Origin of the sequence: Nocardia cyriacigeorgica, from assembly GCF_010868145.1 — a bacterium.
GTDB lineage: Bacteria > Actinomycetota > Actinomycetes > Mycobacteriales > Mycobacteriaceae > Nocardia > Nocardia cyriacigeorgica_D.
In genome coordinates this window covers 188,563-212,237 of sequence record NZ_JAAGUY010000002.1, presented here as the reverse complement: position 1 = coordinate 212,237, position 23,675 = coordinate 188,563, and the positions used below count along the sequence as shown (strand labels likewise).

The window sequence follows — 23,675 nt, the reverse complement described above, 5'->3', positions numbered from 1 at the left end:
ACACCATGGCACCCGCAGTACCCCGCTACCGCGACGGATCCGTCGTCACCGAACGTGAACTCGACTGCATCGCGAAGGGCTTCGGCTTCATGTCGTGGCTGGCGATGGAGCAGACGATGCGCGCCGCCGAGGCCAAGCGCGACCGCCAGGCCGCTGACCGTGCCCGCGCCGCTAAGGCCGTCGCGTGATCGCCCTCGTCCTGGCTGGCGGCTGGGCCTGCGCGCAGCTGATCGCGCTGCCCTACATCGTCCGGTTCTTCGGGCGTGACATCGAAGCGCTCGACGTGGTCGGCGACTTCGCGCTGATCGGGCTGTGCATCTTCGCCGCGATCTTGACTGGCATCGCCCTGACCAGCGGTGCACCGGCCTGAAAACCGTCGACGCCCGACGGACCGAGGTCGCGCCGGGCGTCTTGCCAAACCGCCATCCCCGAGCAGGCCGTGAACCCGCTCAAGAGACAACGGAGGACAGCATACCCATGTACCGCCAGACAGACCACAGGGCGATGGCAGGCGCCCAGATCCGCGACGAGTCCATTGCCCGCCTGCACGAGATCGCTGGCGTGCGGACGTGGACCGGAGATACCGCCCTCGCCGCCGAGCTCACCGAGATCGCGTCCGAGCTTGAGCTGGCCGCCACCATGATCGGCGGTGCGCGATGAGTAGCTACATCACCACCTGGCTCGACGGATCTCCGCAGGCCACATTTCTCGCTCACGTCGGGACGATCGCGATCGAGGTCCGCACGGAGGACACCCACAGCGCTCTCGTGAGCTGGCAGTTCGACCCCAAACAGGCGGAAGTGCTGCGCGACCAACTCACCGCCGCAATTGAGCTCGCCCAGCTGGCGGCCGCCAGCTCAGCTCCTGTCGCCGAACTCTCGAAGTCCGAGCGCGAGCCGCTGGGCGGTGCGCGATGACCGCCATCGAGCCAGGCCAGATCTGGCTGGACACCCGCGGCCGCTACCTCCGCGTCGACGAGATCACCGACCAGGGTCAAGCCGTCATGGTCGTCGTCGCGCAGCTCGTCGGCGACCGGGTGATGGCGCCGATGCGGGCCGTCAGCATGGACGTCGCCAAGGTCTCGAAGCGGATGACGCTCGTCGACTCGGCGCCGCAGCCGACCGGGCCCGATATCGCCAACCTGACGATCGACTACCGGGACCAGACCATCGTCCTCGGCGCCGGGCCGGTGCCGTACTACGTCGGATCGTCCGGGCCGCGAGTCCGTCTGCTCGATGGCGGCGCGGCACTGGTGACCGTCACGTTCTACGCCGGACACATCCACACCATCTACGGCGGTGCGCAATGACCAGCACCATTCCGTCGCCGATGTTCGTCGAGTGCCAGCGCCAGGCCGACGAGATCGCCCGCCTGCGCGACGAGCTGGAAACCACGAACCGGAAGCTGCTGGCCGCTGAGGCCGCCACCCGCAGCGCCCGCGAACGGGCCGAGCGGATCAAACGAGACCGCGACGACCTCCGCGCACAACTCTTCGGAAAGGCAGGTGCGTGATGCCCTGGGACTACTACGGACAGGTCATCGGGACGGAATCCCGCGCGATGATGCTGACCCACGACGAACACCTCAGCCTGGACGCTCTGCGCGCGTTCGTATCGGTGTGCGAGGGCATGCCCGGCGCGGCCCTGGTGAGCGCCACCATGGACAACAACCGGCTGCGCCTCACCGCAGAGGTCCGCGAAACGAAACCGGTCATCATCGACGGGCCGCGGCTGTGCGCGGACTGCGATGGCAGCGGCCTGGCCTTCGCCGTCGATGCGCCATGCCCGACCTGCAAAGGCACCGGGCACCCGCTGCCCGCCGGCGACCCCACCGACCACCCGACGATGCCGATGCCGGTCGTCGCTGCGGACGGCGCCGACCGTGGGTGAGCTGCTGGGCCACCTGGCCACCATCGCTGTGCTGCTGGGGCTGGTCGGCGCCGTCCTGTTCGTCATGGCGGCGCACTGGGTCCATGACCTGGTCGGTACCCGGTCCCTCGAAGTCCACGACGCCACCGTCGACGAGCTGCCGCTGGTGCAGCTCGGCCGCGCCGATCGCGAGGCCGCATGATGCCTGATCTGAATCACCAGGACTACGTCGACAGCATCGCGGGGGAGGCCATCCAGATCGCCGCCGCGATGCGCGACGACGACCCGAAACGTACCGCGGACCACCTGACCGCGGTCTGCACCCGCAATCCTCAGCGCGCCGCTCACCTGATCATGGCGTTGGCGACCTGGGTCGACATCGAAGGCCCGATGTCCGCCCTCACCGGCCGGGCCGCCGCGATCGCCGAGAGCCGCATCCAGGCGCAGGCGCGGCGCGGTGTCATCACTGGATCGGCGGTCGCCTGATGAGCGCGCCTACCGAAGAGGGCGTCTACGACGACATCGACGAGGCCGTCTACCACGCCGACCTGGATTCGCTGTCCTCGTCGGCAGCGCGCGAGCTGCTCGAGGTGTCCCCGGCGGAGTGGATGTTCGCCCGGCAGAACCCGCGCACCACCGTGCCGGATCACTACCTGCTCGGTAGCGCGGTGCACACGCTGGTGCTTGGCGCCGGCGCGGACATCTCCGAGGTGGCGGCCGACGACTGGCGGACGGCGAAGGCGCGCAAACGGAAGGCGGACGCGATCAAGGCGGGCCGTATCCCGCTACTGACCGAAGACGTTTTGCGTGCCGAGGACATGGCGCAGGCCGTCTACGACCATCCGGTCGCCGGGCGACTGTTCTCGACCGGACGACCGGAGGTGTCAGCGTACGCCCGCGACGAGCAGACGGGCGAGATGCTGCGCGCCCGCGCCGACTGGATCCACACCGCGCCGACCGGCCGCCGGGTGGGCGTGGACCTCAAGACGGCGGACTCGGCGAACCCGGTCCTGTTCGCCAAGGAGGTCGCGAAGTTCGGCTACTTCTGCCAGCAGCCCTGGTACGAGGACGTTTTCGACACTGCGGGCGAGCCGCTCGACGCGTTCCTGTTCGTCGTCGTCGCCAAGACCTGCCCGCACCTGGTCTCCGTGATGGAGATCCGGCCCGAGGCCGTCGACCTCGGCCGCATCCGCAACCGCCGCGCCATCGACCTGTGGGCGCGATGCCGTGCCTCCGGGCAGTGGCCGACCTACGGCGCCGACATTCACCAGATCGACCTTCCCCCATGGACGTACAAGCAGGAGGCATACCAGTGACCGACAACAACGTGATTGCGCTGACCGACACGGCAGCGTTTGCGACCGGCGGCATGCTGCCCGCCATGAACCCGGCCCGTGGCGCGCTCGACATGCTGCGCGCCCACACCGAGATGATGAACGCCGCCCACCAGCTGGCGAAGGCGCTCACCAACACGTCCCTCGTCCCGGCCGCCTACCGGTCCACCAGGAGCGAGGACAAGACCGGCGACGCCGCGGCCGCGATCCTGTACGGCGCCGAGCTCGGCCTGAACCCGATCCAGTCCCTGCAGCAGGTGTTCGTGGTGCACGGCAACCCGGCTATCTACTCGCGCACCATGGCCGCCCTGCTGCGCGGCAAGGGGTTCCGGTTCCAGACCGTCGAGTCGAACGCCGACCGGGTGACGGTGCTCGGCACCGCACCGGACGGCGAGACCGAGCAGAGCACCTGGGACATCGAGCGGGCCGAGCGTGCCGGGTACACCAAGAACTCCAAGTACCAGACCGACCCGCAGGCGATGCTCTACGCCAAGGCCGTCGCCGAGGTGGCGCGGAAGCTCGCGCCTGACGTGCTGCTCGGCATGCCGTACACCCGCGAGGATCTGGAACTGGACCCGGCGCCGGTGCGCGTCGAGTCCGAGCGGGTGAGCGCGGCCGAGGTGCTCGACACCCCGATCGACACCGAGGCGGCGGGGGAGAAGCGCGACAACCCGGCGCCTGCCGGGGAACCTGCCGAGGCGATGTCGACCAAGGCGCAGCACGTCGAGCTGGCGAAGCTGCTCGAGGCGGCGGGCGTGGACGACCGGCCGCGGCGCCTGGCCTACCTGTCCGAGCAGTTCGGGCGCTCCGTGACCGCCTGGGGGCAGCTGACCGCCGAGGAGGCGCAGGGGCTGATCGAGTTCCTGCAGCAGCCCGCCGACGAGGGCCAGCCGGTCGACCTGGTCAACACCGACGAGACCGCCGGCGGTGCCGAATGAGCGCGCCGATCGTCTTCCTGGACACCGAGACCGACGGCGTCCACCCCGGCCGCAAGGTCTGGGAGATCGCCATGATCCGCCGCGACGAGCACGGCGAGCGGGAGCTGTCGATGTTCCTCGACATCAACCTGTCAACCGCCGATCCGTTCGGCCTCAAGGTCGGCCGGTTCTACGACCGGCACCCGTTCGGCCAGTACCTGGCTGGAGCGACCGACTCGGCACACGTCGACCCGTGGCATCCAGGCGGTGCGGTCGATCCCGGCTATGCGGCCGACGTTGTTGCCCGCTGGACCCACGGAGCGCACATCGTCGGCGCGGTGCCGAACTTCGACACCGAGGTGCTCGCCGCGATGTTGCGCGAGCACGGCCTGACACCCGCCTGGCACTACCACCTCATCGACATCGAGGCACTGATGGTCGGCTGGCTGCATGGCGCAGCGGCACCGGCGAAAGCCGTGATGCCGCAGTCGGTGCGCGAGGTATTGGGCCTGCCCTGGAAGTCCGACGACCTGACGGCCGCCATCGGTGTCGAACCGACACCGGAAGCCGAGCGGCACACCGCGCTGGGCGACGCACGGTGGGCAATGCGGGTGTACGACGCGATCGTCGGGGGTGCTTCATGACCGGGCCGATTGACAACGAAGCGATCCGCGCGGCGGCGTCCCTGTGGGAGACCGGATTCGCGTACCTCATCGATTCCGGCCGCGTCGACCAGTCGTTCCGCGATCGCGCCGAGGCTGCCGAGAAGGCCACCGGCCTGTTCATCGCAGCCCAGTCGCAAGCGCTGATCGGCATCGAGAAGCACCTGGCCGAAATGGCCGACCTCCAGCGCCAGGCCCTCGCTGTCGCCGCGCTCGGCACCACCGGCGCTACCCGCGACCATGCCGAATGGCTCGCCGCCCGCGACATCGTCCACAACCTGCTCAACCTCACCCCCGAAACCCCGAAGTCCTGACGTTCGACCGAGGTGGGCGCTCCGCTAGCGCCCACCTCACCTGACCACCGAAGTAGGAGCGACGCATGTCATCGGACCTGGGCCTGCACATCCGTGTGAAGGCCAGCATGCCGGAGCACACCAAGGTGGCGAAGCTGGGCGACAAGGCATTTCGGTGCCTGATTGAGGCCTGGTGCTACTGCCGTCGCGCTGGCTCCGACGGCATCATCCCGGTGCGCTACTGGAAGAAGACGTGGACGGCGAAGCCGCGCGCCGAACTGCTCGCTGCCGGGCTGGTCCACCTCGACGGCGAGAACATCGTGGTGCACGACTGGGAGGACTACCAGCCGACCGCGGCCGCGCTCGCCAGCAAGCGGGAAGCGAAGGCAGAAGCCGGGCGGCTCGGCGGCAAGAAGTCCGGCGAGTCCCGCCGGGCGGCGGCCGCGGCCCGCGCCGCGAAAGGTGAACCACCGACACCAGATCCGACGGCACCGGGCCCGATGCCGGAGGGCCCCCTCAGCCCGCCGGTGACCGACGGCTGGCGGCTGGTGCGCGAACAGGTTTCCGGCGAGCACCCCCAGCCGATCCGCGCCGACCTCGCGATGCGCGCGAACGGTTTGCTCAAGTCCGGCACCCCAGAGGACGACGTTCGTCAGGCCCTCGCGCTGTGGGTCGGCAAGGGCGGTGTCGGGCCCGGACTGCTGCCGTCGCTCGTCAGCGACGTGGTCAAGGCCCGCGCCCGCCCCACCCAACCATCCGGAAATCCCGGACAGTTGTCGCCCCGCGAGCAGCGACTGGTCGACGCCGAGCTGCTGAAAGACGACCCGAACCCCGAAATCCTCCGGCGCGCTGGCGTCGAGCACACACCACACCTACGAGCAATCACAGGAGGCGCACCGTGACCATGACCCGCGACGAAATCATCACCGTGCTCCAGGCCGCCGCCGCGTACGACAACCGCCGGATCGACGGCGTCATGGTCGCCGCCTGGTCCGAGTCCGCGCACCGCGCCGGTTGGACCGCAGCCGCCGCGGTCGACGCGGTGCACGATCACTTCGCCTTCACCGCGGGCGAATACCTGATGCCCGGCCACATCACCGAGCGGATCCGCGCGGCCCGCCGCCACGCTCCACCGATCGCCGAAGTGCGCGAGCTCAACGCCGCGCCGCCGGCGAGCGAGGCCAAGCGCGCCGCGGTGATGGAGATGGTGCGCAAGCTCGCCGACAAGAAGGCCGTCTGATGGCCGCTGACGTGATCCCGCTGCACGGCGAGCGGCCGGTCCGGCTCAGCCAGGACGACACCGCGGTCCGCACGCATGCCCTCGCCGCCGTCGAGTGCGTCTGGTGCGAAGCCCAGCCCGGTGAACCCTGCACCCGCACCGATGCGCTCGGCGCCCGGCACGAAACCCGACTGCTCCACCAATGCCGAATCACCACCGCACGAAAGCAACTGGAAGGCCACTGATGTCCGTGAACGCCTACACCACCCAGCGCGGCGACCGCATCGTCGTCGGCCAGCTCTACCGCGACGCCAAGGGCGCGACCATCCGGACCCTGCGGGTCGACCGGATCGATCCCGATCCCGACAGCCTCGGCGCCGACATCCATTTCACCGTCATCGAAGCGAAGACCGGCGACAAGGTCACGACCCCGATGCGCACGAACTCGATGACCGCGCACCACCTCACCGGCCGAGACTTCAACCTGATCACGGAGAGCGCCCGATGACCACCCCCACCCCCGACGAGATCACCGCCGCCCTGGCCGTCCTGCGCGCGTCCGGCGCCGAAGGGGATGACACCCTCGATGCGATCGCGAATCGGGTGTCTCCGTTGCGGCGGATGGCGTTCGACCTCCGAAACCGCATCCAGCGCACGGATCCTGACCAGCTGTCCGCGCTGCAGGTCGACACCATTCACCACCTGCTGACATCGCTGGCCGATGCCCACGGCCTGCGCATCACCACCGACCCCGGCAAGTTGCTCGGGTACCTCTACGTCAAGAACGCCGAGACCCGCCAGTGGTATCCGCAGGCCGACCGCACCTGGATGGCGGATGGGCTCGACAACGCGCGCACCTACGGCGCACCCGACACCCGCCTGGCCGCCGTGTACCTGCTCCCCGAAGGCGGCCAGGCATGACCACTCCCTGCCAGCACTGGACCATCCACGGCGGCCGCTGCACCGTCTGCGGCCTTCCCGCCCACCAGATCCCCACCCGCCCCAGCAAGGAGACCGGCCGATGAGCGACACCACCCTCGAAGACACCACCCCGCCCGCGGCTTGGACCGAACTGATCGTTGCCCTCGCGCTGCTGGCCAAGCACCAGGCCAACGAGATCAGCCCGTTCCACTGCGAGCACGACACCCTCACCGTGATGGCCGATCCGGAGAAGTTCACCCCGGAGGAGCTGACCCAGCTCGACGAGTGGGGGTTCTTCCCCGACGAGGACGGCGAGTGCTTCACCTCGTTTAGGTACGGCAGCGCATGACCCGCCGCACCCTCACCCTCACCTGCGACCACTGCGGCGCCATCACCCGCCGGTACCTCGCCGCCGGTGCTGACGAGGCCGCCGCCGAGCGCGCCCTGCGCGCCGAGCTCGCCGCCGAAGGCTGGTCCGTCGACAGCGGGCCCGACGCCTGCCCTGCCTGCACACGCACGACCGCCGAGCCGGTCGCCTACATCCCCGCGCCGGAGGTTGCACGATGAGCCAGGACCCGAACCACGTCGACCCGCTGCCCGCCGACGGGGCCCCGCACGCCTACGTCGCGGTGTGGCGACTGCACAGCCCGCACGCCGACCGGCCGGAGTGGGATGAGCGAAACGCCCTGGTGGTCCCGGAGTGGGATCGCGAGCGCATCGACCGCCTGCTCGCCGTGGGTTACGACCTGATTCCGATCGGTCCGGACGACGAGGCCGGTACCCGCGCCCTCGACCCAGCCACCGTCGCGCAGCTGGCCGACGAGCAGGCGCTCACCGACGACCAGGCCACCGCCCTGGCCAAGGTGATCGCCGAACGGGACGAAGCGCTCGGCAAGTACGCCGTCGCGGTCGCCGACGCTGGCTGGCGTCCACCCGCCCCCGAGATCACCACGCTCGCACAGATGGATGCCCTGCCGTACGCCGCCGTCATCCGCTGGCGCGCCGCGGTGTACCAGCACTGCGGCTACGGCCAGTGGCTCATGCCGGGCGGTCACCCTCGCGTCCACAGCGCGTGGCTCCTCCAGCGGGCCGCCGAGTCAGGCACTGCGCTCGTCGTCCTGTACGTCCCCACCGAGGAGCAGTCCGATGGCGAGTGACCGCGACATCCTGACCAGCATTCTCGAAATCTCCGGGATTGAGTACGCATCGGCTGCGGTCGGTGCCGATTCAGCAATCGCGCGCGGCTGGCGTCCACCCGCCCGCGAGATCACCACGGCCGCCAAGCTGGCCGATCTGCCCGTGGGATCGATCGTGCGAGACCGCCAGGGTGACGCCTGGAGATTGCTCCACAAGATCGGAGGCGTCGGCCGGTGGCTCTGCACCAGCCTCCTCGATGGCCGCGAGGCCGATGACGTGATCACCTTCGGGCCCGTCACCGTCCTGTACGTCCCCACCGAGGAGGCCGGCGGCCGTGGCTGAGCGCCTGACATTGCACCTGCCCACAGAGCAGCCAGGGCGGCGAATCCCCGTGCGGTACTGGCCGAACCCGCACACGGTCATCCTCGGGCACCTCACCCTCGGGGAGCCAACCACCGACGGTGACCTCGTCAGCTACGACGCCACGTTCACCGCGGGCCCGCTGCACGGCGAGCAGCCGGTCTACGACCTGCGCATCGATCCTGAGGAGTCCCGATGACCGACACCTGCACCTGCGCGCCCGGCGACTGCCACGGCGGGCACACCATCAACACGGGAATGCCGATCGTGCTGGACCTTCGCGCGAAGTCCGTGGCCACTACGGCTTGGTTGTCGCGCGCGGCGCTGCCCAACGGACTGCCACCGACCAATGCCCAACGACTGACGCGGGCTCTGTGGGCGTACCAGTGGGCCATCGAGTCCCCCGAATCCTGTCTGTCCACGGCCGACATCGAGGCCGCTGTCTGCGAATGGGAGACCACCCGATGACCGAGGACTGTCGCAACGGCCACCACTCCTGGACCGAGCAGGGCCACGGCCCGTGCTCGGTGTGCGGGGAGCCATCACCGCCTCCGGTGCTGCCTGAGCTCGAATGCGGGTGCCTGGGTACCTGCCACGGCGGGCACACCATCAACATCAGCCCGGGCCTGCCCTGCGATCACCCTGACTGCCCGGCCGTGCTCCCTGGCGTCCCGGTCGCCTTCCGGACGGCCGCACACCACAACCTCGCCGAGTCCGCCGGATGGCACCTGTCAGACGAGAACTGGCCCACCGACCGCTGCCCCGCCCACTGGCGCGAGCTTGAGGTGGAGCTCGTCGGCACCGCGGCGGCAGGAACACGCATGTCCGACGACCAGCTGCGGCAGCTGCTCGCCGATCCTCATGCCGACTACCACCACTTCGGCATCACGGCCTTGGCCGCCGAGCTGCTGGCCGCCCGCGCCCGCATCACCGCACTGGAGGGCGAAGCGCGGGAGCACGCCCAGGTCATCGAGTACCTGCACCACGCGCACGGGATCGAGATCGACCGCGAGCACGACGACTTCCGCGAGTGGCAGGAGCAGTACGGTGCCTGATCCCGACGCCGAGTACGGCCTGCTGATGCCGTTCGTGACCGTGGTCAGCGCGAACGGGCCACACGATGACGCCGCCTACGTCGCCGGGTTCGAGATGGGCGCCCTCGATGCCCGCCTCGAACTCGCCGCCCTCGCCCGCGCCATCCCGACCACAACCTCGATCCACGCAGACAACCGGCCGCAAGCCGACCTGATCGCGATGAAGCACGGCTTCACCGCCGCGTTCACGCCGATCGATGGGCACGAGGACTGGCTCTACATCGATTTCACGAACGGAGCCACCGATGCCTGACCGCCTGACCGACGAACAGCTGCGGCGGATCGAGGCGGGCAAGGATTGGCTGTCGCAGTCCGAGCGTCAGTCGATGGCCGCCGAGCTGCTGGCCGCCCGCGCCCGCATCACCGAGCTGGAGGCCGACACCATCGATCGCGACTTCGGTATCCAGGCGATGTCCATCGCGCCCGGGGAGTCCACCCTGACCACGAAGCCGACCACCGAGCGAGCCCGCCAGCTCGTGCTCGCGATGAGCCTGGCCTGTGGGCGGATGCTCGACGAGGACCAGGCGCCGAACTACGTGGAGTTTGAGGTGTCCCCGGCTGGACAGGCGGGCTACGTCGTGCATGTCCGCCGCGCCGAAGGCCGGTCCCCGCACACGCTGCGCCGCGACGCGGAAGCGCGCGCCGAACGGGCGGAAGCCCGCATCGCCGAGCTGGAGGCCGAGGCTCAAGCCGACGAGCGCGCGATCGAGGAAGCCCGCGACGAGCGGGACGCCGCACGCGATCGGGCCGCCGAGCTGGAGGCGGCTCCGGCCCGGGAGCTGATCGGGTACGCGGTGGTCTCGACCGCTGGCCAAGACGACTACCTCTGCCTTGCGTCCGATCTGCTGCACCGGCGCCCGGAGACGGCGAGCGGTGAGCTGGTCATGGCACAGGCGGGATCGCCGTCGGCACAGTGGCGCGTGGTCGAGCTGCGGGAGGTGGCCGACCGTGCCTGACACCCGGAACTGCCCGCCCGACGAGGCTCTCGACGCCTTGATCGCGGCCTGCCGTGCCCAGCTCGCCAAGGTCACCGAGACCAGCGGCGCCGACGTCCTGTTCGACCTGGCGGTGATCGCCGCCAACGGACTGCCCGTGCTGCTGGACGAGATCGACCGGCTTCGCGCCCGCGTCGCCGAGCAGGAGGCCAAGCACCGAGATCCGGAGCCCAAGCTGCTCGGCTACCTCCCTCCGATCACCAAACCCGGCCGCACCCTGGTGCCGAGCGAGCACATCTCGCCGGTCCAGTCATCGATCTCCGGCGGCGTGGCCGTGTGGGCACAGGGCGCGCCGGCCTCGGCCGGTCCGCTCGTCGCGCACGCAGTCGCAGTGGGCGACGGCGGCGACTGGTTCGTCGACACGGTGAACCTGGACGGCACCCACCACGCCGCCGACTGCCGGAGCCACGCCTGGATGTCCGACGGCGGGTACCGGGTCGCGGTCGTCGAGTTGCGGGCGGTGACCGAATGACCGCCGAGGAGATCCGCGCCGAGGCGATCGAGCGCATCGCCCGTGCTGAATGGGCCGAGCACCACAGGGCCGAGACCGTGATGGACAAGCGGGCATGGGCGTCGGAACGTCCCGCTTTTCGGGACACCTACCGCCGGTGGGCAGCACGCATGGTCGACGCGCTCGGCGACCTGCTGCCCACCGGCGAGGAGATCTCGACCAGCTTCCCGGACGAGCCCGCGGCCGACGACGGGGCGATGCACCGCTATGTCACCGACTGGAAGGAGATGCAGGGATGAGCACCGAGGACCAGCCCGCGGGTGTGTGGGTCGTGGCAGGTACCAGCTGGATCTACGAAGGACCCGGCTGCGTCATCCCGTACGCGACCGAAGTCGAAGCCCTGCGAGCTGCGAACGAAACCGAGTACTACAGGGCCTGGTTCGTGCCCTACGGCGCTGACCTGAACGACGTGATGAACGCGCGGTACAAGACGGCCGAACCGAAGGCGGTGACCGAGTGACCCGCCAGCCGTTCTACCTCGCCGGTGAGGCCGCGGCCGAGCGCCGCGCGGCCCGCCTGCGCGATAACCCGCCTCCGCCCCGGCCGGAGCCGCCGCGCCCCACACGGCCAGCACCCGCGCCGATGCTGCCGCCCGAGCCGATCACCCCGCCAGTGCCGGGTCTACTCGCCCTGATCATCTCGCTCATCCGAAAGCGGAAACCATGACCGGAATCGCTCGCCGCGTGCTCGTCACCGGCTCCCGTTCGTGGCCCACCCCCAGCCAGGTGTGGGCCGAGCTCGACGAGATCCGCGGACTGCTCCACCCCGGCGACACCATCACCGTGGTGCACGGCGGGGCTCGCGGCGCCGACACCGCCGCCGCCACCTGGTGCAAGAACCGCGCGGACACCCCCGGCGCCGACATCGTCGAAGAGCGCCACCCCGCCGACTGGGACCAGCACGGCCGCGCCGCCGGCCACATCCGCAACGCCGAGATGGTCGCGCTCGGCGCCGACATCTGCCTGGCCTTCGCCAACGGCGACACCCCCGGCACCCGCGGCTGCGTATCGGCGGCCGCCCGCGCCCGCATCCAGCTGCGAACGATCCACCCCACCAGCCTCAACGTCGATACGGAGCCGAAATGATCGCCCTCACCGCCTGGAACGACAAGAGCATCTACATCGACCCCCACGAGATCGCCGTCATCGAACCCGCCGACGGCGACGTCGCTTTCCTCGCCATGCCGCCCGAAGTGAAAGTCGCGGGCGCGATCGTCACCCTCGCCGCCGGGCGCGCCATCGTCGTCAAGGAGGACCAGGACGCCGTCTACGCGCTCATCAGGCCGGTCCTCGAACCCGTCGTAGAGGCCACCACGAACCGGTCCGAGTGGTGCGTGATGTCCAGCGCCAAGGATGGATGCCTGAACGCATCCCATCAGGATCTGCCGTGCGCGCGCCGCGAGATACCGAAGCGGACCTGGACCGGCTGGCGCCGACGCGCCGAGAAGGCGTGACCAGCACCAACACCGCCGTTCCACCGCCGAGAATGCTCGGCCGCGAAATCGTCAATGTGGTCGCCGCCTACGGCCGCCACTTCCCCGACGTCCTTCCGATGTTCCACGCCGCCGACGTGCTGCCACTCCTCGAAGCCGACGACCACGCCTTCGCCGCAGCCTCCGCGCTGCTCGACGCCGAGCGCGTCTACTACCCGGAAGGAACACCGGAGTGATCCCGAAACGTGCTGTCCTGCCGCTGCCCTGGTCCTGCCCGCCCCTGAGCATGAACGAGCGCGGCGCATCCCGAGGGGCAGCGTTCGCGCGCGGCCGGAAGATCCGCGAGATCCGTGCGCTGACCGTGTCCCTCGCGCACGCCGCCCGCCTTCCGAAGAACGTCACCCACGCCACCGTGCAGCTGCACTACCGGCCGCGCGACAACGGCCGCCGTGACACCGACAACCTGATCGCCACCCTCAAGCCGATCGCTGACGGGCTCGCCGCCGGACGCCCGGCACGGATCGGCCGCACCGGCAAACCGGTGCCCGCGCTCATCGGTTACGGCCTGGTGCCCGACGACACCCCGCAGTACATGGCGAAACCCGAACCGATCATCCACCCCGCCGAAAAGGGCCTGCCCGGCTCGATGTGGCTCGAAATCACCTGGGAGGACTAGATGGCCGTGCCCACCACACCCTGCACCCGATGCGCCCGGCCCGTCCCCGACGGACTCGCGCTGTGCACCGACTGCTTCGCCCAGCTCATCGCCACCCTCGAATCCGTGCCCGCGATGGTCGCCGAACTCGGCGTCACCCGCGCCGGCCTTTCCCGCTCCGGCAGCGCGCGCACCGGCGGCCGCTCCAGCGAGACACCGATCCCGGTGCGCGCCAACCGCCGCGGCACCGGCATCCAGATCGCGGGGGACAGGGCCCTGTCCGCCCTCGACGTCGTGCTGGTCGGATGGGCGCGGGTGCTCGCCGAAGACCTCGCCGTGTCCCCAGCGGTGCACGGCCCGCACCTGGTGCAGCTGGTCCAGGACTACCGACAGGCACCGCCGAACGACCCGGCGATGCTTGGGACGCCCGCCAGCATCGGCGAGCAGTGCGCGGCCTGGCTCGCACAGCACCGCCAACACCTGCACGCGCACGCCGCCGTCGGCGAACTGCTCGACGAGCTCGACACCGCGCTTGCACAGATCCGCGCTATCGTCGACCCGGGCCCGCGGCGGCCCGCCGGATCCTGCACCGCCGAGATCGACGGCGTCGTGTGCGCGGCCGAGCTCCACGCCAGCGGCGACAGCACCTGGATCCGCTGCCCGAAGTGCCGCAGCCAGCACAACGTCCACGACATCGAGCAGGCCGCGAAAGCGGGCGCCCAGGACATGCGATACACCCTGTACGAAGCCGTGCGGGTCACCGCCGAGCTCGGCACCCCGATCACGAAATCCACCCTCTATCGGTGGGCAGCCGAAGGCCGGATCCTGCCCGGCGGATACCAGCACCGCACCGACACCGGCATCCGGATCACCGACCACCGAATCCACGCCGACGACCGACCCGTCTACCGCCTCGGTGACATCACCGCGGTCGCTGACGAGATGCGCCGCGAGAAGGAAGGATCGACAGCGTGACCGTCCAGCTCGGTGTCAGACCACCGGCCTACCATGTCGCCGGGCAGCAACTGCCCCGGCGCGCTTCCCCGCGGCGCTGAACACAACTGTGCCCGCCCCGAACTGTGACGGGGCGGGCACGGCTGTCAGCTGACCTGGACCTTCACCAGGTGAACGGTGACTTCCTCGTCGTAGCCGACGAACACCGACGGCACCGACCGATCCACGAAGAACACTTCGATCCTCTCGTCATCCCGCGGCCGATCCGGGCTCACGATGACGCACTTCTCCACCAGCACACTTCGAGACCGCTGGACACTTCTGCCATCGGCCTCGGCGGGCAGCTGGAACAGCACCGGCTGGTTATAGCCCTCGTCGCCTGGGCTGTTCGGTGTCAACAGGTCTCGCGCACGCCCGGTTCGGGTCACTACCTCGGTGGGTCGAACGAATTGCATTGTCACGACATACCTCCCTGTTTGTTGACCCGACCCGTCGCACAACATAGGCCACCGAGCCGACATCCAACGCGCACCCACCTCACTGCACCCCGCTCGCGTACCTTCCGCGCCCGCGGGCACAAAGCTGGCCGTGTGCACGTTGTCACCCCTGTGGGGCCGGACAGCCACGCACCCACACCTGCCCACCTGGGCAAGCCTGATTGGAGAACCGCGTGACCATCGAAGAATTCATCGATGCGCGCCTCTGGGACGACCACCATGCCGCCACCGGCGCCTGGCTGGACGGCGAGGACCGTGGAGACGAGTGGAGTGTCTACAAGATCCCTCGCGGCGACGACGAACTCGCTGCCGGCATCTTCGTGTTCGCCCGCGATGCCCAGCCTTACAGCCACGTCACGCGCATTCGGGAGTGCGAGACCGGGCACATCGAACGACATGACCCTGCACGAGTTGCCCGCCAGATCAAGGCCTTCCGGGCAATTGTCGCCTCGACCAGGCGCCGGATCGAAGAGGGCTGGGGACACCAGGACATCGAACACCTGGTGGTGGCCGACCTGGCGCCGATCGCGGCGATCTGGTCGAACCACCCCGACTTCCGCCCTGAATGGTCCGGGGTATCCTGACGGCACAACTTTCTCAGGGTTGGCCTTCCGGGTCTGATGGCCGCTCCGCATCGTGCGGGGCGGCCATTTTCATGTCAGCCGCCGACCTTCAAGGTGGCCATCGACTTCCCGGAACCCGGGCACCACTGGTCCGGCAAGTCGAGCCCGGTCGGGTCCTCGCGGTTGTGCTCGGCGAAGTACCAGGGCTCGTAGCCGCGCTTCGTGGAAGGGATCGTGGGGACTGATTTCCAACACCGTGGACACATGTGGTTGCTCACAGATCGAGTGTCGCGCCCATGTCAAACAAGGCTCCGGGCCTGCACGATTCTGCTCGGATTCTGGCGAAATTTCGAACGAATCCAGTGCGCTGTTCCGCGCGAATCCAGTGCGCGAAAACGGCACGATTTTCGACCGGTTTTCGAGGCCCTGCGAGCGGTCCCGCCGCGGGCCCGCTGGCAGACTGAAACGCTGTGAGCTGCACAGATATCGCATCGCTGGCACGGCAAGGCACCCCGAACCCCTCCGCGAGCGCGAAGCAAATGATTCACCGTTTGCTGTAGCAAATGCTCAAGCAAATGCCGAAGCAAACCGCGAACAAGAAGGAGAAGAAGAGATATACGCGGGGCGCGTAGGTAGGGCAGCCCACGTAAGTAACGCGCGCCCGCGCGCGGCGCGCCGCCGACCGCTTCGTCCGCTATCGTCGGACTCGACAATCAGCAAATTGCAGACCGTTGACCTGTCACCGCCGCAGTGGCCCGCCGGAAACCGGTGGGCCATTCGCGTTTCCAGGGGTCGATACCGGACGCGCGACGCCGGCCCACGTGCGTCGACAAACCGCCTGGTCGGTGTATGGTGGGAATACCAACCGCTACTGACGAGCCGACCCCAAATCCGGCGCCAGTGGCGGTTTTCGCATGTCACGGGCCATGTCGCCCCCACAAACTCGCAGCGCGTCAAACCGGCGCGAACCCCGGCAAGCCAGCCAAGATCCCGACCCGCGCGCTCACGTGGTCAGCGCGGACCGGGGGAGTGATGCTGCGCGCTGCGTCTATCCCCAAACCATCCCCAAACTCAACCAAAGTTGGGGATAACTCGAAGGAGCCACCATGGTCACGGCCATCCTCGACACCCTCTCCGCAGCCGCCCGCGACATCGATTGGGAACAGGCCGGCCTCGCCGCCCTCGACATCGCCAGCGCCATCGGCAGCGCCATCATCCGGGCCATCTTCTGATGACCGTCGGCGAACTCCGCGGCGCTGTCCTCGACACCATGAGCACCGTCGGAACCCTGCTCGGCGTGCCCGCCAGCGTCTGCGAAGAACTCTTCGCGCCGCTCGCCGAGGACATCGCACTCGGCTACGCACAGTCGGTGATCCACCCATGACCCTCGCCGACCTCATCGCCTGCCTGCTCCACCCACCCATCCGGACCCTGGAGCAGCCCATGCACTACGTCGCACCCCTCGGCGTCTGGACCTGGTGATGGCATCCACACCTGAGACCATCAAGGCCGACATCCTGATCCAGGTCCACGGCAGCGAACCGGTCAACGTGGCCACAGTAGAGCTGCCCGTCGTGCATAAGACCACCACCACGCACATCCAGCGCATCCCCGACTACAGCCCAATCGCCGACGCGGGCAAGGCGATAGCTGACGAACTGACCAAGGCATCGGACGGTGCCTGACTGGCTCGACCGTCTGATCGTCTGGGCCATCCACTGGGCCATCGACAAGACCGGCATAGGCCAACACTGGCCATGACCCACAAGGGAGCCCAATGCCTGCATGGGGCACTGATCGAGGGCCAGGACACCGCGCATGGGCACGCGCAGTGCTCAAACGCGATGGCCACCAATGCGTCCAATGCGGCTTCCAAGGCACACCAGGGGCCAAGCAAGTCCAAGCCGACCACATCAAACCGCTCTACCTCGGCGGCCAGACCGTGATCGAGAACGGCCAAACCCTCTGCGTCCCATGCCATCGAGCCAAGAGCGCCCAAGAGTCAGCCGACGCACTGCGCGCAAGGGCCGCCAGAGGCCGCATAGAGCCCGAAAAGCACCCCGGCCTGGTCTGACCCTGGGGGGAGCCCCCTCCCCGGGGCCTGCGGCCCCACCCAGGGGCATACGCGCTCAGGCTGGCTACGGGTCTGGGCTCGTGAACGCCCAGGTCAGCGCCCCGGCCGCTGGCCGCCTCCCGGATGCCCATCACGGGCACATCGGAACGCCCAGTTAGAGCCCGGATAACGTTACATCTCAGGTAGGATGGGGCTATGTCCCCGACCTGCCTGCGCTGCGGCGCGCGACTCGACCCGACGGCGTCGAAGCGTCCGGCGAAGTACTGCTCAGGCGCGTGCCGTACGGCCGCGTGCCGCGCGCGTAAGCCGCAGGTGCCCGCCCAGCTGCGCGAGCGCGATCGCTGGGTGTCGTGGCGGCTGGTCCGCCGCGCCGGCCGGACCACGAAGATGCCCGTGCAGCTGACCGGCGATGCCGCATCGAGCACCGATCCGTCGACCTGGTCGTCCTGGAAGTCCGTGTCGGCCCTGCAGCGCCGCGGCTTCGTCGTCGGCGAGGGCATCGGCTGCATCGACCTTGACCACTGCCTGGTCGACGGCGTCCCGACGGCTGCTGCGGCTGCCTTCCTGGCCCAGCTGCCCGCGACCTACATCGAGGTGTCGCCCTCGGGTGATGGCCTGCACGTGTGGGGCCTGATGCCCGAGGTGCGCGGTCGTTGCCGGATGGTGGGCGAGTTGTCGGTGGAGACCTACAGCCGCGAGCGGTACATCACCGTGACCGGCAAGCCGTTCCCCGGCGCCGTTGCGCGCCTGGCGGACCTGAGCGAGTTCACGGCCTGACCTCCGATCCTCCGGCGGGCCGTCGGAGGAGGTGATCACCGTGGCCGGACGCGGACCCGCGCCGAAGGACCCGTCCAGGCGGGCGCGCACGAACAAGGACCCCATCGGGTTGCGCGTGATCACCGCCGCGCCGGTGCCACAGCCGGAGCTGCCGGAGTTCGACTTGCAGGTCAACGTCGACGGCAAGATGATCGCCCAGCGTTTCGAATGGCCGGCGCGCACCCGCGAGTGGTGGAGCATGTGGGCCGACAGCCCCCTGTCGGCCGAGTTCACCAGCACGGACTGGTCCGAACTGCTCGACACCGCGGTCCTGCACGCGCGGTACTGGCTGGGCGACATCAAGCTGGCCGCCGAGATCCGGCTGCGGACTGCGAAGTTCGGCGCGACGCCGGAAGACCGCGCGCGCCTGCGGATCCAGTTCGCGGCGGCGGATGAGGCCGACGAGCGGCGCGGTCGTCCGCCCGGCGGATCGGCGCGCGATCGGCGCGGGCCGCTCAAGGCGATCTAGTTGCCCTGGAAGCCCAGCGCCCCGGGTGAGGTACCGACGCTGGGGTATCAGGCGATCGACTGGATGGTCGAGAACCTGGCCGCCCCGGCGAAGGGCGAATACGAGCCGTTCACCCCGTATCTGGAGCAGGAAGACTTCATCCTGCGCTGGTACGAGATCGACCCGACCACCGGCCGGTTTCTTCGTCACCGCGGTCTGCTCGGGCGTCCTCGCGGCTGGGGAAAGTCCCCGCTGCTCGCCGCGCTGGCCGCCTTCGAAGCGCTCGGAGACTGCTTGCCGGACGGCTGGGACGCCGACGGGCAGCCGGTCGGCCGCCCCTGGTCGACGATCCGGACGCCACTGGTGCACATCGCCGCGGTCAGCGAGGAACAGACCCGCAACACCTGGCAGCCGCTGCTGGAAATGCTGCGCGAGGGCCCGGTGCTCGACAACTACCCAGGTGTCGATCCGCTGGAGACGAAGGTGTTCCTGCCGCGCGGCGCGATCGAACAGATCACGTCGTCGGCCAGGACCACGAAGGGCGCGCCGATCGTGTTCGCGACGCTCGACCAGACTGAGGAATGGGTTCCGTCGAACGGCGGGCCCAAGCTCGCGCAGGCGATCCGGACCAACGCCGCCAAGAACGGCGGCCGCACCCTGGAATCGCCGAACGCCTACATTCCCGGCGAGCAGTCGGTGGCCGAGTCCTCGGCGGCTTACGCCGCGAGCATCCGTGAGGGCCGCGCGCGCACCAAGGGCCTGCTGTGGGATCACCGGGAAGCACCGCCGGAAACCGACATGTCCGATCGGGATTCGCTGATCGCGGGGTTCCGTGTCGCCTACGGCGACAGCTCCGGGCACCCCGGCGGTTGCGTGATCCACGATCCGCCCTGCCCGCCCGGACACGTCGACCTGGACGCGCTCGTCGAGCAGGTTTACGACCCGGCATCCGATGTCCAGCAGCTGCGGTCGGACCTGCTGAACCAGATCACCCACGCTTCCGACAGCTGGGTGTCGGCGCCGGTGTGGGAAGCCCGCAAGAACCTCAAGTCCCCGATCCAGCCCGGCGACGTCGTCACCCTCGGGTTCGACGGCTCGATGGGCCGGACGAAGGGCAAGGCCGACGCGACCGCACTGATCGGGTGCCGACTTCGCGACGGGCACCTGTTCGAAGTGATGGTCCGCGAAGCTGGCCAGGGCGAACAGAACTGGGTGCCCAACCCGATGGACTTCGACGCCGCGGTGCACCAGGCCTTCGCGCTGTACAAGGTGGTCGGGTTCTATGCGGACCCGACCGGCTGGCAGGAATGGACCACGCGCTGGGCGGCGCGGTACCGGCGCCGGTTGAAGGTGAAGGGCACCGGCACCAACCCGGTCCACGCCTGGCCGCGCGGCAAGGACGCCCGGATCGAGCACTACGTGGAGCAGCTGCGCCAAGCGATCGCCACCGGCGAGATGTCGCACGACGGATCCGGCGCGCTGACTCGGCACGTGCTCAACGCCCGCCGGCGCCCGACGAACACCGGATACCTGCTCTACAAGAAGTACCCGGACTCGCCCGACAAGATCGATTCCGCCTACGCGGCGACGCTCGCGTGGAAGGCCCGCAGCGACGCCGTCGCCGCAGGCCTTGACCGGGTGTCGAAGCCGAAACGAAGGGGGGTGGTGGCGTGACCAGCGCCCTGACCGACGGTCTGGCATCGACCGAACTGGAACTGTCCGACGCAGAGACGAAGGAACTGCTCGAGCTGCGTGGCCAGCTCTACCGCGCCCAGCGTGCCAACGAGCTGAAATCGAAGTACTACGACGGCGAGTACCAGCCCAAGCAGCTCGACATCGCCGTGCCGCCGCAGCTCAAGGACCTCGACACCGTCAATGGCTGGCCCGCCGTCGTCGTCGACACCAACGCCGAGCGGCACGGCCTGCTGGGCTGGACCACCGCCAGCAAGACCGGGCTGCTCGGCCTGGACGAGGTCTTCGAGGACAACGACCTCGGCGCCGAACAGTCGATGACGGCGGTCGAGTCTCTGCTGACCGGTGTCGGCTGGATGCAGGTCGGCCGCGGCGGCAAGGACGAGCCCGAGGTGTTGGTGACCGCCGAATCGGCGTCATCGACCACAGCGATCTGGGACCGGCGCAAGCGCCGCGCGCGCTCTGGCCTGTCGCAGACCGTGGACGAGCACGGCCGGATCGTCTCCGAGGGCTTCTACTTCGGCAACGTCTCGATCACCCTGGAGCGCGACAGCTTCGGGCGGCTGCGGGTAGCGAACCGCGATCAGCACAACCTCGACCGCGTGCCGATCATCCGGTTCCCGAACTATTCGCGCCCGAGCGACACCCGCGGGCGCAGCGCGATCACCCGCGCGGTCCGCTACCTCACCGACGCCGCCCTGCGCACCTTGCTCGGCATGGAGATCAACCGCGAGTTCTACACCGCGCCACAGCGCGCGGCACTCGGCGCCGACCCGGAGATGTTCGGCATCGAAGAGGACATGACGCCGGAAGAGATCCGGCGCGCGGGCTGGTCGGCCACCATGGGACGGCTCAACATCCTGCCGTTCGACGAGGACGGCCATGTCCCGCAGATGCATCAGTTCGCGCCGGCGCCGCCGACGCCCTACATCGAGCAGATCCGGGCCTATGCGCTGATGCTGTCCACCGCGACGGCGATCCCGGCGGCGAGCCTGGGTGTGCACACCGACAACCCGGCCAGCTCCGATGCGATCGCGCGCGAGGAAACCCGGCTGATCAAGCAGGCCGAGCACCGCAACCGGCAGTGGACGCGCGACATGATGGAGCTCGCCCACGTCGTGCTGCTGTGGCGCGATGCCCGGCCCGTCGACCGCGCCGTCCTCCGCGAGATCAGCGTCGACTGGATGAACCCGGCGACACCGACCCGCGCGTCCGACGCCGACTACACCTCGAAGCTGGTCGCTGCGAAGGTCCTTCCGCCCGACTCCCCGGTCACCTACAAGCGGCTGGGCATGTCGCGCGCCGAGATCGACCAGGTCACCGAGGACAAGCGCCGCGGCGGCATGTCCGACCTGATCGCACGGCTTCCCGTCGGCGGCGGCCAGGGCGTGACCACGGCGGCCCCGGTTGCCCAGTAAGCGCGAATCGGATGCGCTGCGGTCGATCCTGTCGGATCTGCTCGCTGCGGCCGAAGGCGACCTGTCGGCGATCTGGCGGCTGACGGTGGGAATGACCCCGACCGACGCGGCCGCGCTGATGGTCGACGCGTTCGCGCAGATCGTCGGCGCGTTCATGCAGACCGCCGCGGACGTCGCGTCGGTCTGGTACACCGACCTGGCCCCGGAGTCGGAGTACCGGGCCGAGCCTGTCGTGCGCACCACCGAGAACCAGCTGCGCAGCAGCGCGCACTGGGCGGTGGCGCCGCTGTTCGCGCGCGTACCCCCGCCCGCGACCGAACGCGAAGTCGACACCGACACCACCACGTCGGCCACGTCGGAGCCGAGCACCGCAGTCGGCGACCGCCAGGACGACGACGGGACCGACACCAGCGACTTCGTGCCCGCGTTCGTGCCAGGTGATACCGGGCCCGGGTCGCCGATCGCACGACTCGTCGGCGCCGCGGCCCGGCACATCCAGAACGGCGCCCGCGACACCATCACCGACAACGCTGACGAGGAAGGCGTCCGATGGGCCCGGCACGCCGCACCGGACGCGTGCGCGTTCTGTCGGATGCTGGCCACGCGCGGCGCGGTCTACCTGTCCCGCGAGAACGCTGCGCAGGTCGTCGGCAGGCGAGGGCGCACGCGCGGCAACCAGAGCCTCGAGGACGCCTACCACGACAACTGCCACTGTCTGCCGATGCCGGACCGTCCCGACAGCCCGTACGAGCCACCGGAATACGTCGACGGCTGGATCGACGAGTACGAGCAGGCCTCGGCCGCGACCGACGGCAGCACCGCGGCGATCCTGCGCGAGATGCGTCGCAACGACATCGAGCGCACCACCAGCGCCGCCGATGAGGACACCGACGAACCGGCCGACGACGAGTCGACCACCGACGAGTCGACGACCGAGACCGAGCCCGATGAGGCGCCCGCCGAAACGCAGGCCGACCTGTTCGACGGACTGGTGTTCCCGAACATCTACTACTTCCCCAGCCAGGACAACTCACTGCTGCCCGAGGCAGAGCAGCGGGCGCTGTGGAGCTACGCATCTGGCGGGCATCGCCGGACCAACGAGGTGATGCGCGGAAACCTGGAGACCGCCGACAACATCGAAGAGCACATCGGCCTGATCGAATCGGCGATGCAGCGGTACACGCTGCCGCAGACCTACCGGGTAACCCGGTCGGTGGAAGCATCAGACCTCGGACTGGCCTCATCGGCGGACGCGGAAAGCCTGCTGCAGGAGTACCTGGAAGACCGGGCATTCCTGTCCACCAGCGCGTTCCGCACGCCACCGTTCATCGCGCTCCGCAGCGACCCCGTCGTCCTCGACATCATCGTGCCCGAGGGCTCGCACGCAATCCTGATGAACGAAGGCCTCTCGCCGGTGTTCGAACAGGAACGCGAACTGCTCCTACCACCCGGGACCCGGTTACAGGTCCTGCAAGTTCGATATGATGACTCCGACGGCGTCAATGCGTGGCGCCTGGCCGCGATCGTGCGGAACGCCGACGACAGCGAGGGTGGTGACGACGATGGGCGCACTACGTGACGGTGTGCAGATGGCGCGCACCCCTGTCCCGCCCCAAGAAATGACCGAAGGCCGCCGCGAAGCCGCCCGCCTGGCAGGCGTCGCGATACCGCCCTCGGCGAAAGAGATCGAGGCGTACCGGGCCGCCGGCCTGGAACCGCCGACCGAATAGACCCAGACCAATACCGAAACCCCAAGTCCACGACTTGGGGTTTCGTCGTATCTGGGCACTGATCGTCCCGTCCACACAGTGACGG

General features: G+C 69.2%; 47 protein-coding genes. 46 read left to right on the top strand and 1 reads right to left on the bottom strand.

The genetic code is table 11. The annotated features are described in order from the left end of the window. Window positions 1-5 precede the first annotated feature (5 nt). From GV792_RS04930 to GV792_RS04760, 35 genes are all read left to right on the top strand, one after another. Window positions 6-188 carry a hypothetical protein gene (locus GV792_RS04930; RefSeq protein WP_163822429.1) on the top strand — a complete coding sequence of 61 codons (183 nt, stop codon included), beginning with the start codon at window positions 6-8 and terminating at the stop codon, window positions 186-188. Then, on the top strand, window positions 185-370 hold the full coding sequence (locus GV792_RS04925) for a hypothetical protein (protein WP_163822428.1): 186 nt from the start codon (window positions 185-187) through the stop codon (window positions 368-370). The genes GV792_RS04930 and GV792_RS04925 overlap by 4 nt, the downstream gene beginning before the upstream one ends. Before the next feature lie 107 nt (window positions 371-477). Continuing rightward, window positions 478-660 (top strand): hypothetical protein, encoded by a 183-nt coding sequence (locus tag GV792_RS04920; RefSeq protein WP_163822427.1) that lies wholly within the window; start codon window positions 478-480, stop codon window positions 658-660. Beyond that, window positions 657-917, top strand: a complete 261-nt coding sequence (locus GV792_RS04915) for a hypothetical protein (protein WP_163822426.1) — start codon at window positions 657-659, stop codon at window positions 915-917. The genes GV792_RS04920 and GV792_RS04915 overlap by 4 nt, the downstream gene beginning before the upstream one ends. Further along, window positions 914-1,309, top strand: coding sequence for a hypothetical protein (locus GV792_RS04910; RefSeq protein WP_163822425.1), 396 nt, complete (start codon window positions 914-916; stop codon window positions 1,307-1,309). The genes GV792_RS04915 and GV792_RS04910 overlap by 4 nt, the downstream gene beginning before the upstream one ends. Further along, complete coding sequence (locus GV792_RS04905) at window positions 1,306-1,512, top strand: hypothetical protein (protein ID WP_163822424.1); 207 nt, start codon at window positions 1,306-1,308, stop codon at window positions 1,510-1,512. The genes GV792_RS04910 and GV792_RS04905 overlap by 4 nt, the downstream gene beginning before the upstream one ends. Then, entirely contained in the window at window positions 1,512-1,889 is a 378-nt protein-coding gene (locus tag GV792_RS04900) for a hypothetical protein (protein ID WP_163822423.1), read from the top strand. The genes GV792_RS04905 and GV792_RS04900 overlap by 1 nt, the downstream gene beginning before the upstream one ends. Continuing rightward, window positions 1,882-2,070: a hypothetical protein gene (locus GV792_RS04895; protein ID WP_163822422.1), complete on the top strand. Its 189-nt coding sequence runs from the start codon at window positions 1,882-1,884 to the stop codon at window positions 2,068-2,070. The genes GV792_RS04900 and GV792_RS04895 overlap by 8 nt, the downstream gene beginning before the upstream one ends. Then, the gene (locus GV792_RS04890) at window positions 2,067-2,354 is read left to right on the top strand and encodes a hypothetical protein (protein ID WP_163822421.1); all 288 of its coding nucleotides are present in this window, start codon (window positions 2,067-2,069) and stop codon (window positions 2,352-2,354) included. Before GV792_RS04895 ends, GV792_RS04890 begins: the two co-directional genes overlap by 4 nt. After that, the gene (locus GV792_RS04885) at window positions 2,354-3,184 is read left to right on the top strand and encodes a PD-(D/E)XK nuclease-like domain-containing protein (protein WP_163822420.1); all 831 of its coding nucleotides are present in this window, start codon (window positions 2,354-2,356) and stop codon (window positions 3,182-3,184) included. The genes GV792_RS04890 and GV792_RS04885 overlap by 1 nt, the downstream gene beginning before the upstream one ends. Then, window positions 3,181-4,140, top strand: a complete 960-nt coding sequence (locus tag GV792_RS04880; protein ID WP_163822419.1) for a hypothetical protein — start codon at window positions 3,181-3,183, stop codon at window positions 4,138-4,140. The genes GV792_RS04885 and GV792_RS04880 overlap by 4 nt, the downstream gene beginning before the upstream one ends. Further along, window positions 4,137-4,763 (top strand): hypothetical protein, encoded by a 627-nt coding sequence (locus tag GV792_RS04875; protein ID WP_163822418.1) that lies wholly within the window; start codon window positions 4,137-4,139, stop codon window positions 4,761-4,763. Before GV792_RS04880 ends, GV792_RS04875 begins: the two co-directional genes overlap by 4 nt. Further along, a complete protein-coding gene (locus GV792_RS04870; RefSeq protein ID WP_163822417.1) occupies window positions 4,760-5,095 on the top strand; it encodes a hypothetical protein in 336 nt (111 codons plus the stop codon). The genes GV792_RS04875 and GV792_RS04870 overlap by 4 nt, the downstream gene beginning before the upstream one ends. Before the next feature lie 65 nt (window positions 5,096-5,160). Further along, a complete protein-coding gene (locus GV792_RS04865) occupies window positions 5,161-5,976 on the top strand; it encodes a hypothetical protein (RefSeq protein WP_163822416.1) in 816 nt (271 codons plus the stop codon). Continuing rightward, complete coding sequence (locus GV792_RS04860) at window positions 5,973-6,314, top strand: hypothetical protein (RefSeq protein WP_163822415.1); 342 nt, start codon at window positions 5,973-5,975, stop codon at window positions 6,312-6,314. Before GV792_RS04865 ends, GV792_RS04860 begins: the two co-directional genes overlap by 4 nt. Next, entirely contained in the window at window positions 6,314-6,538 is a 225-nt protein-coding gene (locus GV792_RS04855; RefSeq protein WP_163822414.1) for a zinc finger domain-containing protein, read from the top strand. Before GV792_RS04860 ends, GV792_RS04855 begins: the two co-directional genes overlap by 1 nt. After that, complete coding sequence (locus GV792_RS04850; RefSeq protein ID WP_163822413.1) at window positions 6,538-6,801, top strand: hypothetical protein; 264 nt, start codon at window positions 6,538-6,540, stop codon at window positions 6,799-6,801. The genes GV792_RS04855 and GV792_RS04850 overlap by 1 nt, the downstream gene beginning before the upstream one ends. Beyond that, complete coding sequence (locus tag GV792_RS04845) at window positions 6,798-7,214, top strand: hypothetical protein (protein WP_163822412.1); 417 nt, start codon at window positions 6,798-6,800, stop codon at window positions 7,212-7,214. Before GV792_RS04850 ends, GV792_RS04845 begins: the two co-directional genes overlap by 4 nt. A gap of 100 nt (window positions 7,215-7,314) precedes the next feature. Continuing rightward, window positions 7,315-7,563 carry a hypothetical protein gene (locus GV792_RS04840; RefSeq protein ID WP_163822411.1) on the top strand — a complete coding sequence of 83 codons (249 nt, stop codon included), beginning with the start codon at window positions 7,315-7,317 and terminating at the stop codon, window positions 7,561-7,563. Then, window positions 7,560-7,781: a hypothetical protein gene (locus tag GV792_RS04835; RefSeq protein WP_163822410.1), complete on the top strand. Its 222-nt coding sequence runs from the start codon at window positions 7,560-7,562 to the stop codon at window positions 7,779-7,781. Before GV792_RS04840 ends, GV792_RS04835 begins: the two co-directional genes overlap by 4 nt. Further along, complete coding sequence (locus tag GV792_RS04830) at window positions 7,778-8,371, top strand: hypothetical protein (RefSeq protein ID WP_163822409.1); 594 nt, start codon at window positions 7,778-7,780, stop codon at window positions 8,369-8,371. Before GV792_RS04835 ends, GV792_RS04830 begins: the two co-directional genes overlap by 4 nt. Continuing rightward, the gene (locus tag GV792_RS04825) at window positions 8,361-8,693 is read left to right on the top strand and encodes a hypothetical protein (protein WP_163822408.1); all 333 of its coding nucleotides are present in this window, start codon (window positions 8,361-8,363) and stop codon (window positions 8,691-8,693) included. Before GV792_RS04830 ends, GV792_RS04825 begins: the two co-directional genes overlap by 11 nt. Further along, complete coding sequence (locus GV792_RS04820; protein ID WP_163822407.1) at window positions 8,686-8,910, top strand: hypothetical protein; 225 nt, start codon at window positions 8,686-8,688, stop codon at window positions 8,908-8,910. Before GV792_RS04825 ends, GV792_RS04820 begins: the two co-directional genes overlap by 8 nt. Beyond that, window positions 8,907-9,179 carry a hypothetical protein gene (locus tag GV792_RS04815; RefSeq protein ID WP_163822406.1) on the top strand — a complete coding sequence of 91 codons (273 nt, stop codon included), beginning with the start codon at window positions 8,907-8,909 and terminating at the stop codon, window positions 9,177-9,179. Before GV792_RS04820 ends, GV792_RS04815 begins: the two co-directional genes overlap by 4 nt. Beyond that, window positions 9,176-9,766, top strand: a complete 591-nt coding sequence (locus GV792_RS04810; protein WP_163822405.1) for a hypothetical protein — start codon at window positions 9,176-9,178, stop codon at window positions 9,764-9,766. The genes GV792_RS04815 and GV792_RS04810 overlap by 4 nt, the downstream gene beginning before the upstream one ends. Further along, the gene (locus GV792_RS04805; protein ID WP_163822404.1) at window positions 9,759-10,058 is read left to right on the top strand and encodes a hypothetical protein; all 300 of its coding nucleotides are present in this window, start codon (window positions 9,759-9,761) and stop codon (window positions 10,056-10,058) included. Before GV792_RS04810 ends, GV792_RS04805 begins: the two co-directional genes overlap by 8 nt. Further along, window positions 10,051-10,761, top strand: a complete 711-nt coding sequence (locus tag GV792_RS04800; RefSeq protein ID WP_163822403.1) for a hypothetical protein — start codon at window positions 10,051-10,053, stop codon at window positions 10,759-10,761. The genes GV792_RS04805 and GV792_RS04800 overlap by 8 nt, the downstream gene beginning before the upstream one ends. Further along, window positions 10,754-11,272: a hypothetical protein gene (locus GV792_RS04795; protein ID WP_163822402.1), complete on the top strand. Its 519-nt coding sequence runs from the start codon at window positions 10,754-10,756 to the stop codon at window positions 11,270-11,272. Before GV792_RS04800 ends, GV792_RS04795 begins: the two co-directional genes overlap by 8 nt. Then, window positions 11,269-11,550: a hypothetical protein gene (locus tag GV792_RS04790; RefSeq protein ID WP_163822401.1), complete on the top strand. Its 282-nt coding sequence runs from the start codon at window positions 11,269-11,271 to the stop codon at window positions 11,548-11,550. Before GV792_RS04795 ends, GV792_RS04790 begins: the two co-directional genes overlap by 4 nt. Then, window positions 11,547-11,771, top strand: a complete 225-nt coding sequence (locus GV792_RS04785) for a hypothetical protein (protein WP_163822400.1) — start codon at window positions 11,547-11,549, stop codon at window positions 11,769-11,771. The genes GV792_RS04790 and GV792_RS04785 overlap by 4 nt, the downstream gene beginning before the upstream one ends. Window positions 11,772-11,973: 202 nt before the next feature. Next, the gene (locus GV792_RS04780; protein ID WP_163822399.1) at window positions 11,974-12,396 is read left to right on the top strand and encodes an SLOG family protein; all 423 of its coding nucleotides are present in this window, start codon (window positions 11,974-11,976) and stop codon (window positions 12,394-12,396) included. Further along, complete coding sequence (locus GV792_RS04775) at window positions 12,393-12,764, top strand: flagellar FlbD family protein (RefSeq protein ID WP_163822398.1); 372 nt, start codon at window positions 12,393-12,395, stop codon at window positions 12,762-12,764. The genes GV792_RS04780 and GV792_RS04775 overlap by 4 nt, the downstream gene beginning before the upstream one ends. Next, window positions 12,761-12,979, top strand: coding sequence for a hypothetical protein (locus GV792_RS04770; RefSeq protein WP_163822397.1), 219 nt, complete (start codon window positions 12,761-12,763; stop codon window positions 12,977-12,979). The genes GV792_RS04775 and GV792_RS04770 overlap by 4 nt, the downstream gene beginning before the upstream one ends. Beyond that, window positions 12,976-13,419 carry a hypothetical protein gene (locus GV792_RS04765; protein ID WP_163822396.1) on the top strand — a complete coding sequence of 148 codons (444 nt, stop codon included), beginning with the start codon at window positions 12,976-12,978 and terminating at the stop codon, window positions 13,417-13,419. The genes GV792_RS04770 and GV792_RS04765 overlap by 4 nt, the downstream gene beginning before the upstream one ends. Further along, window positions 13,420-14,373, top strand: coding sequence for a hypothetical protein (locus tag GV792_RS04760; protein ID WP_163822395.1), 954 nt, complete (start codon window positions 13,420-13,422; stop codon window positions 14,371-14,373). It abuts the gene before it with no gap. A 125-nt stretch (window positions 14,374-14,498) separates the two neighbouring features. Here the strand turns inward: GV792_RS04760 and GV792_RS04755 are convergent, their stop codons facing one another. Next, window positions 14,499-14,813, bottom strand: coding sequence for a hypothetical protein (locus tag GV792_RS04755; RefSeq protein ID WP_163822394.1), 315 nt, complete (start codon window positions 14,811-14,813; stop codon window positions 14,499-14,501). Between the two features lie 209 nt (window positions 14,814-15,022). Between GV792_RS04755 and GV792_RS04750 the strand changes: the two genes are divergently transcribed. From GV792_RS04750 to GV792_RS04705, 11 genes are all read left to right on the top strand, one after another. Further along, on the top strand, window positions 15,023-15,433 hold the full coding sequence (locus GV792_RS04750) for a DUF6221 family protein (protein WP_163822393.1): 411 nt from the start codon (window positions 15,023-15,025) through the stop codon (window positions 15,431-15,433). 1,085 nt (window positions 15,434-16,518) lie between these two features. Continuing rightward, window positions 16,519-16,644: a hypothetical protein gene (locus GV792_RS29505; RefSeq protein WP_256673759.1), complete on the top strand. Its 126-nt coding sequence runs from the start codon at window positions 16,519-16,521 to the stop codon at window positions 16,642-16,644. Further along, entirely contained in the window at window positions 16,644-16,796 is a 153-nt protein-coding gene (locus GV792_RS04745) for a hypothetical protein (RefSeq protein ID WP_163822392.1), read from the top strand. The genes GV792_RS29505 and GV792_RS04745 overlap by 1 nt, the downstream gene beginning before the upstream one ends. A gap of 97 nt (window positions 16,797-16,893) precedes the next feature. Then, entirely contained in the window at window positions 16,894-17,097 is a 204-nt protein-coding gene (locus GV792_RS04740; RefSeq protein WP_163822391.1) for a hypothetical protein, read from the top strand. A gap of 92 nt (window positions 17,098-17,189) precedes the next feature. After that, complete coding sequence (locus GV792_RS30305) at window positions 17,190-17,486, top strand: HNH endonuclease (protein WP_163822390.1); 297 nt, start codon at window positions 17,190-17,192, stop codon at window positions 17,484-17,486. A 195-nt stretch (window positions 17,487-17,681) separates the two neighbouring features. After that, complete coding sequence (locus tag GV792_RS04730) at window positions 17,682-18,263, top strand: bifunctional DNA primase/polymerase (RefSeq protein ID WP_163822389.1); 582 nt, start codon at window positions 17,682-17,684, stop codon at window positions 18,261-18,263. A 31-nt stretch (window positions 18,264-18,294) separates the two neighbouring features. Continuing rightward, window positions 18,295-18,771 carry a phage terminase small subunit gene (locus GV792_RS04725; RefSeq protein WP_445738776.1) on the top strand — a complete coding sequence of 159 codons (477 nt, stop codon included), beginning with the start codon at window positions 18,295-18,297 and terminating at the stop codon, window positions 18,769-18,771. Further along, window positions 18,772-20,424: a hypothetical protein gene (locus GV792_RS04720; protein WP_163822387.1), complete on the top strand. Its 1,653-nt coding sequence runs from the start codon at window positions 18,772-18,774 to the stop codon at window positions 20,422-20,424. Then, complete coding sequence (locus tag GV792_RS04715) at window positions 20,421-21,860, top strand: phage portal protein (RefSeq protein ID WP_163822386.1); 1,440 nt, start codon at window positions 20,421-20,423, stop codon at window positions 21,858-21,860. Before GV792_RS04720 ends, GV792_RS04715 begins: the two co-directional genes overlap by 4 nt. After that, a complete protein-coding gene (locus GV792_RS04710) occupies window positions 21,850-23,439 on the top strand; it encodes a VG15 protein (RefSeq protein WP_163822385.1) in 1,590 nt (529 codons plus the stop codon). Before GV792_RS04715 ends, GV792_RS04710 begins: the two co-directional genes overlap by 11 nt. Then, window positions 23,423-23,590: a hypothetical protein gene (locus GV792_RS04705; protein ID WP_163822384.1), complete on the top strand. Its 168-nt coding sequence runs from the start codon at window positions 23,423-23,425 to the stop codon at window positions 23,588-23,590. The genes GV792_RS04710 and GV792_RS04705 overlap by 17 nt, the downstream gene beginning before the upstream one ends. Window positions 23,591-23,675: the final 85 nt, after the last annotated feature.

What these genes read in the sequence shown, in the direction of transcription:
- GV792_RS04930 (WP_163822429.1), top strand. Translation starts at nt 6, where the DNA reads ATGGCACCCGCAGTACCCCGCTACCGCGACGGATCCGTCGTCACCGAA.
- GV792_RS04920 (WP_163822427.1), top strand. Translation starts at nt 478, where the DNA reads ATGTACCGCCAGACAGACCACAGGGCGATGGCAGGCGCCCAGATCCGC.
- GV792_RS04915 (WP_163822426.1), top strand. Translation starts at nt 657, where the DNA reads ATGAGTAGCTACATCACCACCTGGCTCGACGGATCTCCGCAGGCCACA.
- GV792_RS04910 (WP_163822425.1), top strand. Translation starts at nt 914, where the DNA reads ATGACCGCCATCGAGCCAGGCCAGATCTGGCTGGACACCCGCGGCCGC.
- GV792_RS04905 (WP_163822424.1), top strand. Translation starts at nt 1,306, where the DNA reads ATGACCAGCACCATTCCGTCGCCGATGTTCGTCGAGTGCCAGCGCCAG.
- GV792_RS04900 (WP_163822423.1), top strand. Translation starts at nt 1,512, where the DNA reads ATGCCCTGGGACTACTACGGACAGGTCATCGGGACGGAATCCCGCGCG.
- GV792_RS04890 (WP_163822421.1), top strand. Translation starts at nt 2,067, where the DNA reads ATGATGCCTGATCTGAATCACCAGGACTACGTCGACAGCATCGCGGGG.
- GV792_RS04885 (WP_163822420.1), top strand. Translation starts at nt 2,354, where the DNA reads ATGAGCGCGCCTACCGAAGAGGGCGTCTACGACGACATCGACGAGGCC.
- GV792_RS04875 (WP_163822418.1), top strand. Translation starts at nt 4,137, where the DNA reads ATGAGCGCGCCGATCGTCTTCCTGGACACCGAGACCGACGGCGTCCAC.
- GV792_RS04870 (WP_163822417.1), top strand. Translation starts at nt 4,760, where the DNA reads ATGACCGGGCCGATTGACAACGAAGCGATCCGCGCGGCGGCGTCCCTG.
- GV792_RS04865 (WP_163822416.1), top strand. Translation starts at nt 5,161, where the DNA reads ATGTCATCGGACCTGGGCCTGCACATCCGTGTGAAGGCCAGCATGCCG.
- GV792_RS04855 (WP_163822414.1), top strand. Translation starts at nt 6,314, where the DNA reads ATGGCCGCTGACGTGATCCCGCTGCACGGCGAGCGGCCGGTCCGGCTC.
- GV792_RS04850 (WP_163822413.1), top strand. Translation starts at nt 6,538, where the DNA reads ATGTCCGTGAACGCCTACACCACCCAGCGCGGCGACCGCATCGTCGTC.
- GV792_RS04845 (WP_163822412.1), top strand. Translation starts at nt 6,798, where the DNA reads ATGACCACCCCCACCCCCGACGAGATCACCGCCGCCCTGGCCGTCCTG.
- GV792_RS04840 (WP_163822411.1), top strand. Translation starts at nt 7,315, where the DNA reads ATGAGCGACACCACCCTCGAAGACACCACCCCGCCCGCGGCTTGGACC.
- GV792_RS04835 (WP_163822410.1), top strand. Translation starts at nt 7,560, where the DNA reads ATGACCCGCCGCACCCTCACCCTCACCTGCGACCACTGCGGCGCCATC.
- GV792_RS04830 (WP_163822409.1), top strand. Translation starts at nt 7,778, where the DNA reads ATGAGCCAGGACCCGAACCACGTCGACCCGCTGCCCGCCGACGGGGCC.
- GV792_RS04825 (WP_163822408.1), top strand. Translation starts at nt 8,361, where the DNA reads ATGGCGAGTGACCGCGACATCCTGACCAGCATTCTCGAAATCTCCGGG.
- GV792_RS04815 (WP_163822406.1), top strand. Translation starts at nt 8,907, where the DNA reads ATGACCGACACCTGCACCTGCGCGCCCGGCGACTGCCACGGCGGGCAC.
- GV792_RS04810 (WP_163822405.1), top strand. Translation starts at nt 9,176, where the DNA reads ATGACCGAGGACTGTCGCAACGGCCACCACTCCTGGACCGAGCAGGGC.
- GV792_RS04800 (WP_163822403.1), top strand. Translation starts at nt 10,051, where the DNA reads ATGCCTGACCGCCTGACCGACGAACAGCTGCGGCGGATCGAGGCGGGC.
- GV792_RS04790 (WP_163822401.1), top strand. Translation starts at nt 11,269, where the DNA reads ATGACCGCCGAGGAGATCCGCGCCGAGGCGATCGAGCGCATCGCCCGT.
- GV792_RS04785 (WP_163822400.1), top strand. Translation starts at nt 11,547, where the DNA reads ATGAGCACCGAGGACCAGCCCGCGGGTGTGTGGGTCGTGGCAGGTACC.
- GV792_RS04780 (WP_163822399.1), top strand. Translation starts at nt 11,974, where the DNA reads ATGACCGGAATCGCTCGCCGCGTGCTCGTCACCGGCTCCCGTTCGTGG.
- GV792_RS04775 (WP_163822398.1), top strand. Translation starts at nt 12,393, where the DNA reads ATGATCGCCCTCACCGCCTGGAACGACAAGAGCATCTACATCGACCCC.
- GV792_RS04760 (WP_163822395.1), top strand. Translation starts at nt 13,420, where the DNA reads ATGGCCGTGCCCACCACACCCTGCACCCGATGCGCCCGGCCCGTCCCC.
- GV792_RS29505 (WP_256673759.1), top strand. Translation starts at nt 16,519, where the DNA reads ATGGTCACGGCCATCCTCGACACCCTCTCCGCAGCCGCCCGCGACATC.
- GV792_RS04745 (WP_163822392.1), top strand. Translation starts at nt 16,644, where the DNA reads ATGACCGTCGGCGAACTCCGCGGCGCTGTCCTCGACACCATGAGCACC.
- GV792_RS04740 (WP_163822391.1), top strand. Translation starts at nt 16,894, where the DNA reads ATGGCATCCACACCTGAGACCATCAAGGCCGACATCCTGATCCAGGTC.
- GV792_RS30305 (WP_163822390.1), top strand. Translation starts at nt 17,190, where the DNA reads ATGCCTGCATGGGGCACTGATCGAGGGCCAGGACACCGCGCATGGGCA.
- GV792_RS04730 (WP_163822389.1), top strand. Translation starts at nt 17,682, where the DNA reads ATGTCCCCGACCTGCCTGCGCTGCGGCGCGCGACTCGACCCGACGGCG.
- GV792_RS04705 (WP_163822384.1), top strand. Translation starts at nt 23,423, where the DNA reads ATGGGCGCACTACGTGACGGTGTGCAGATGGCGCGCACCCCTGTCCCG.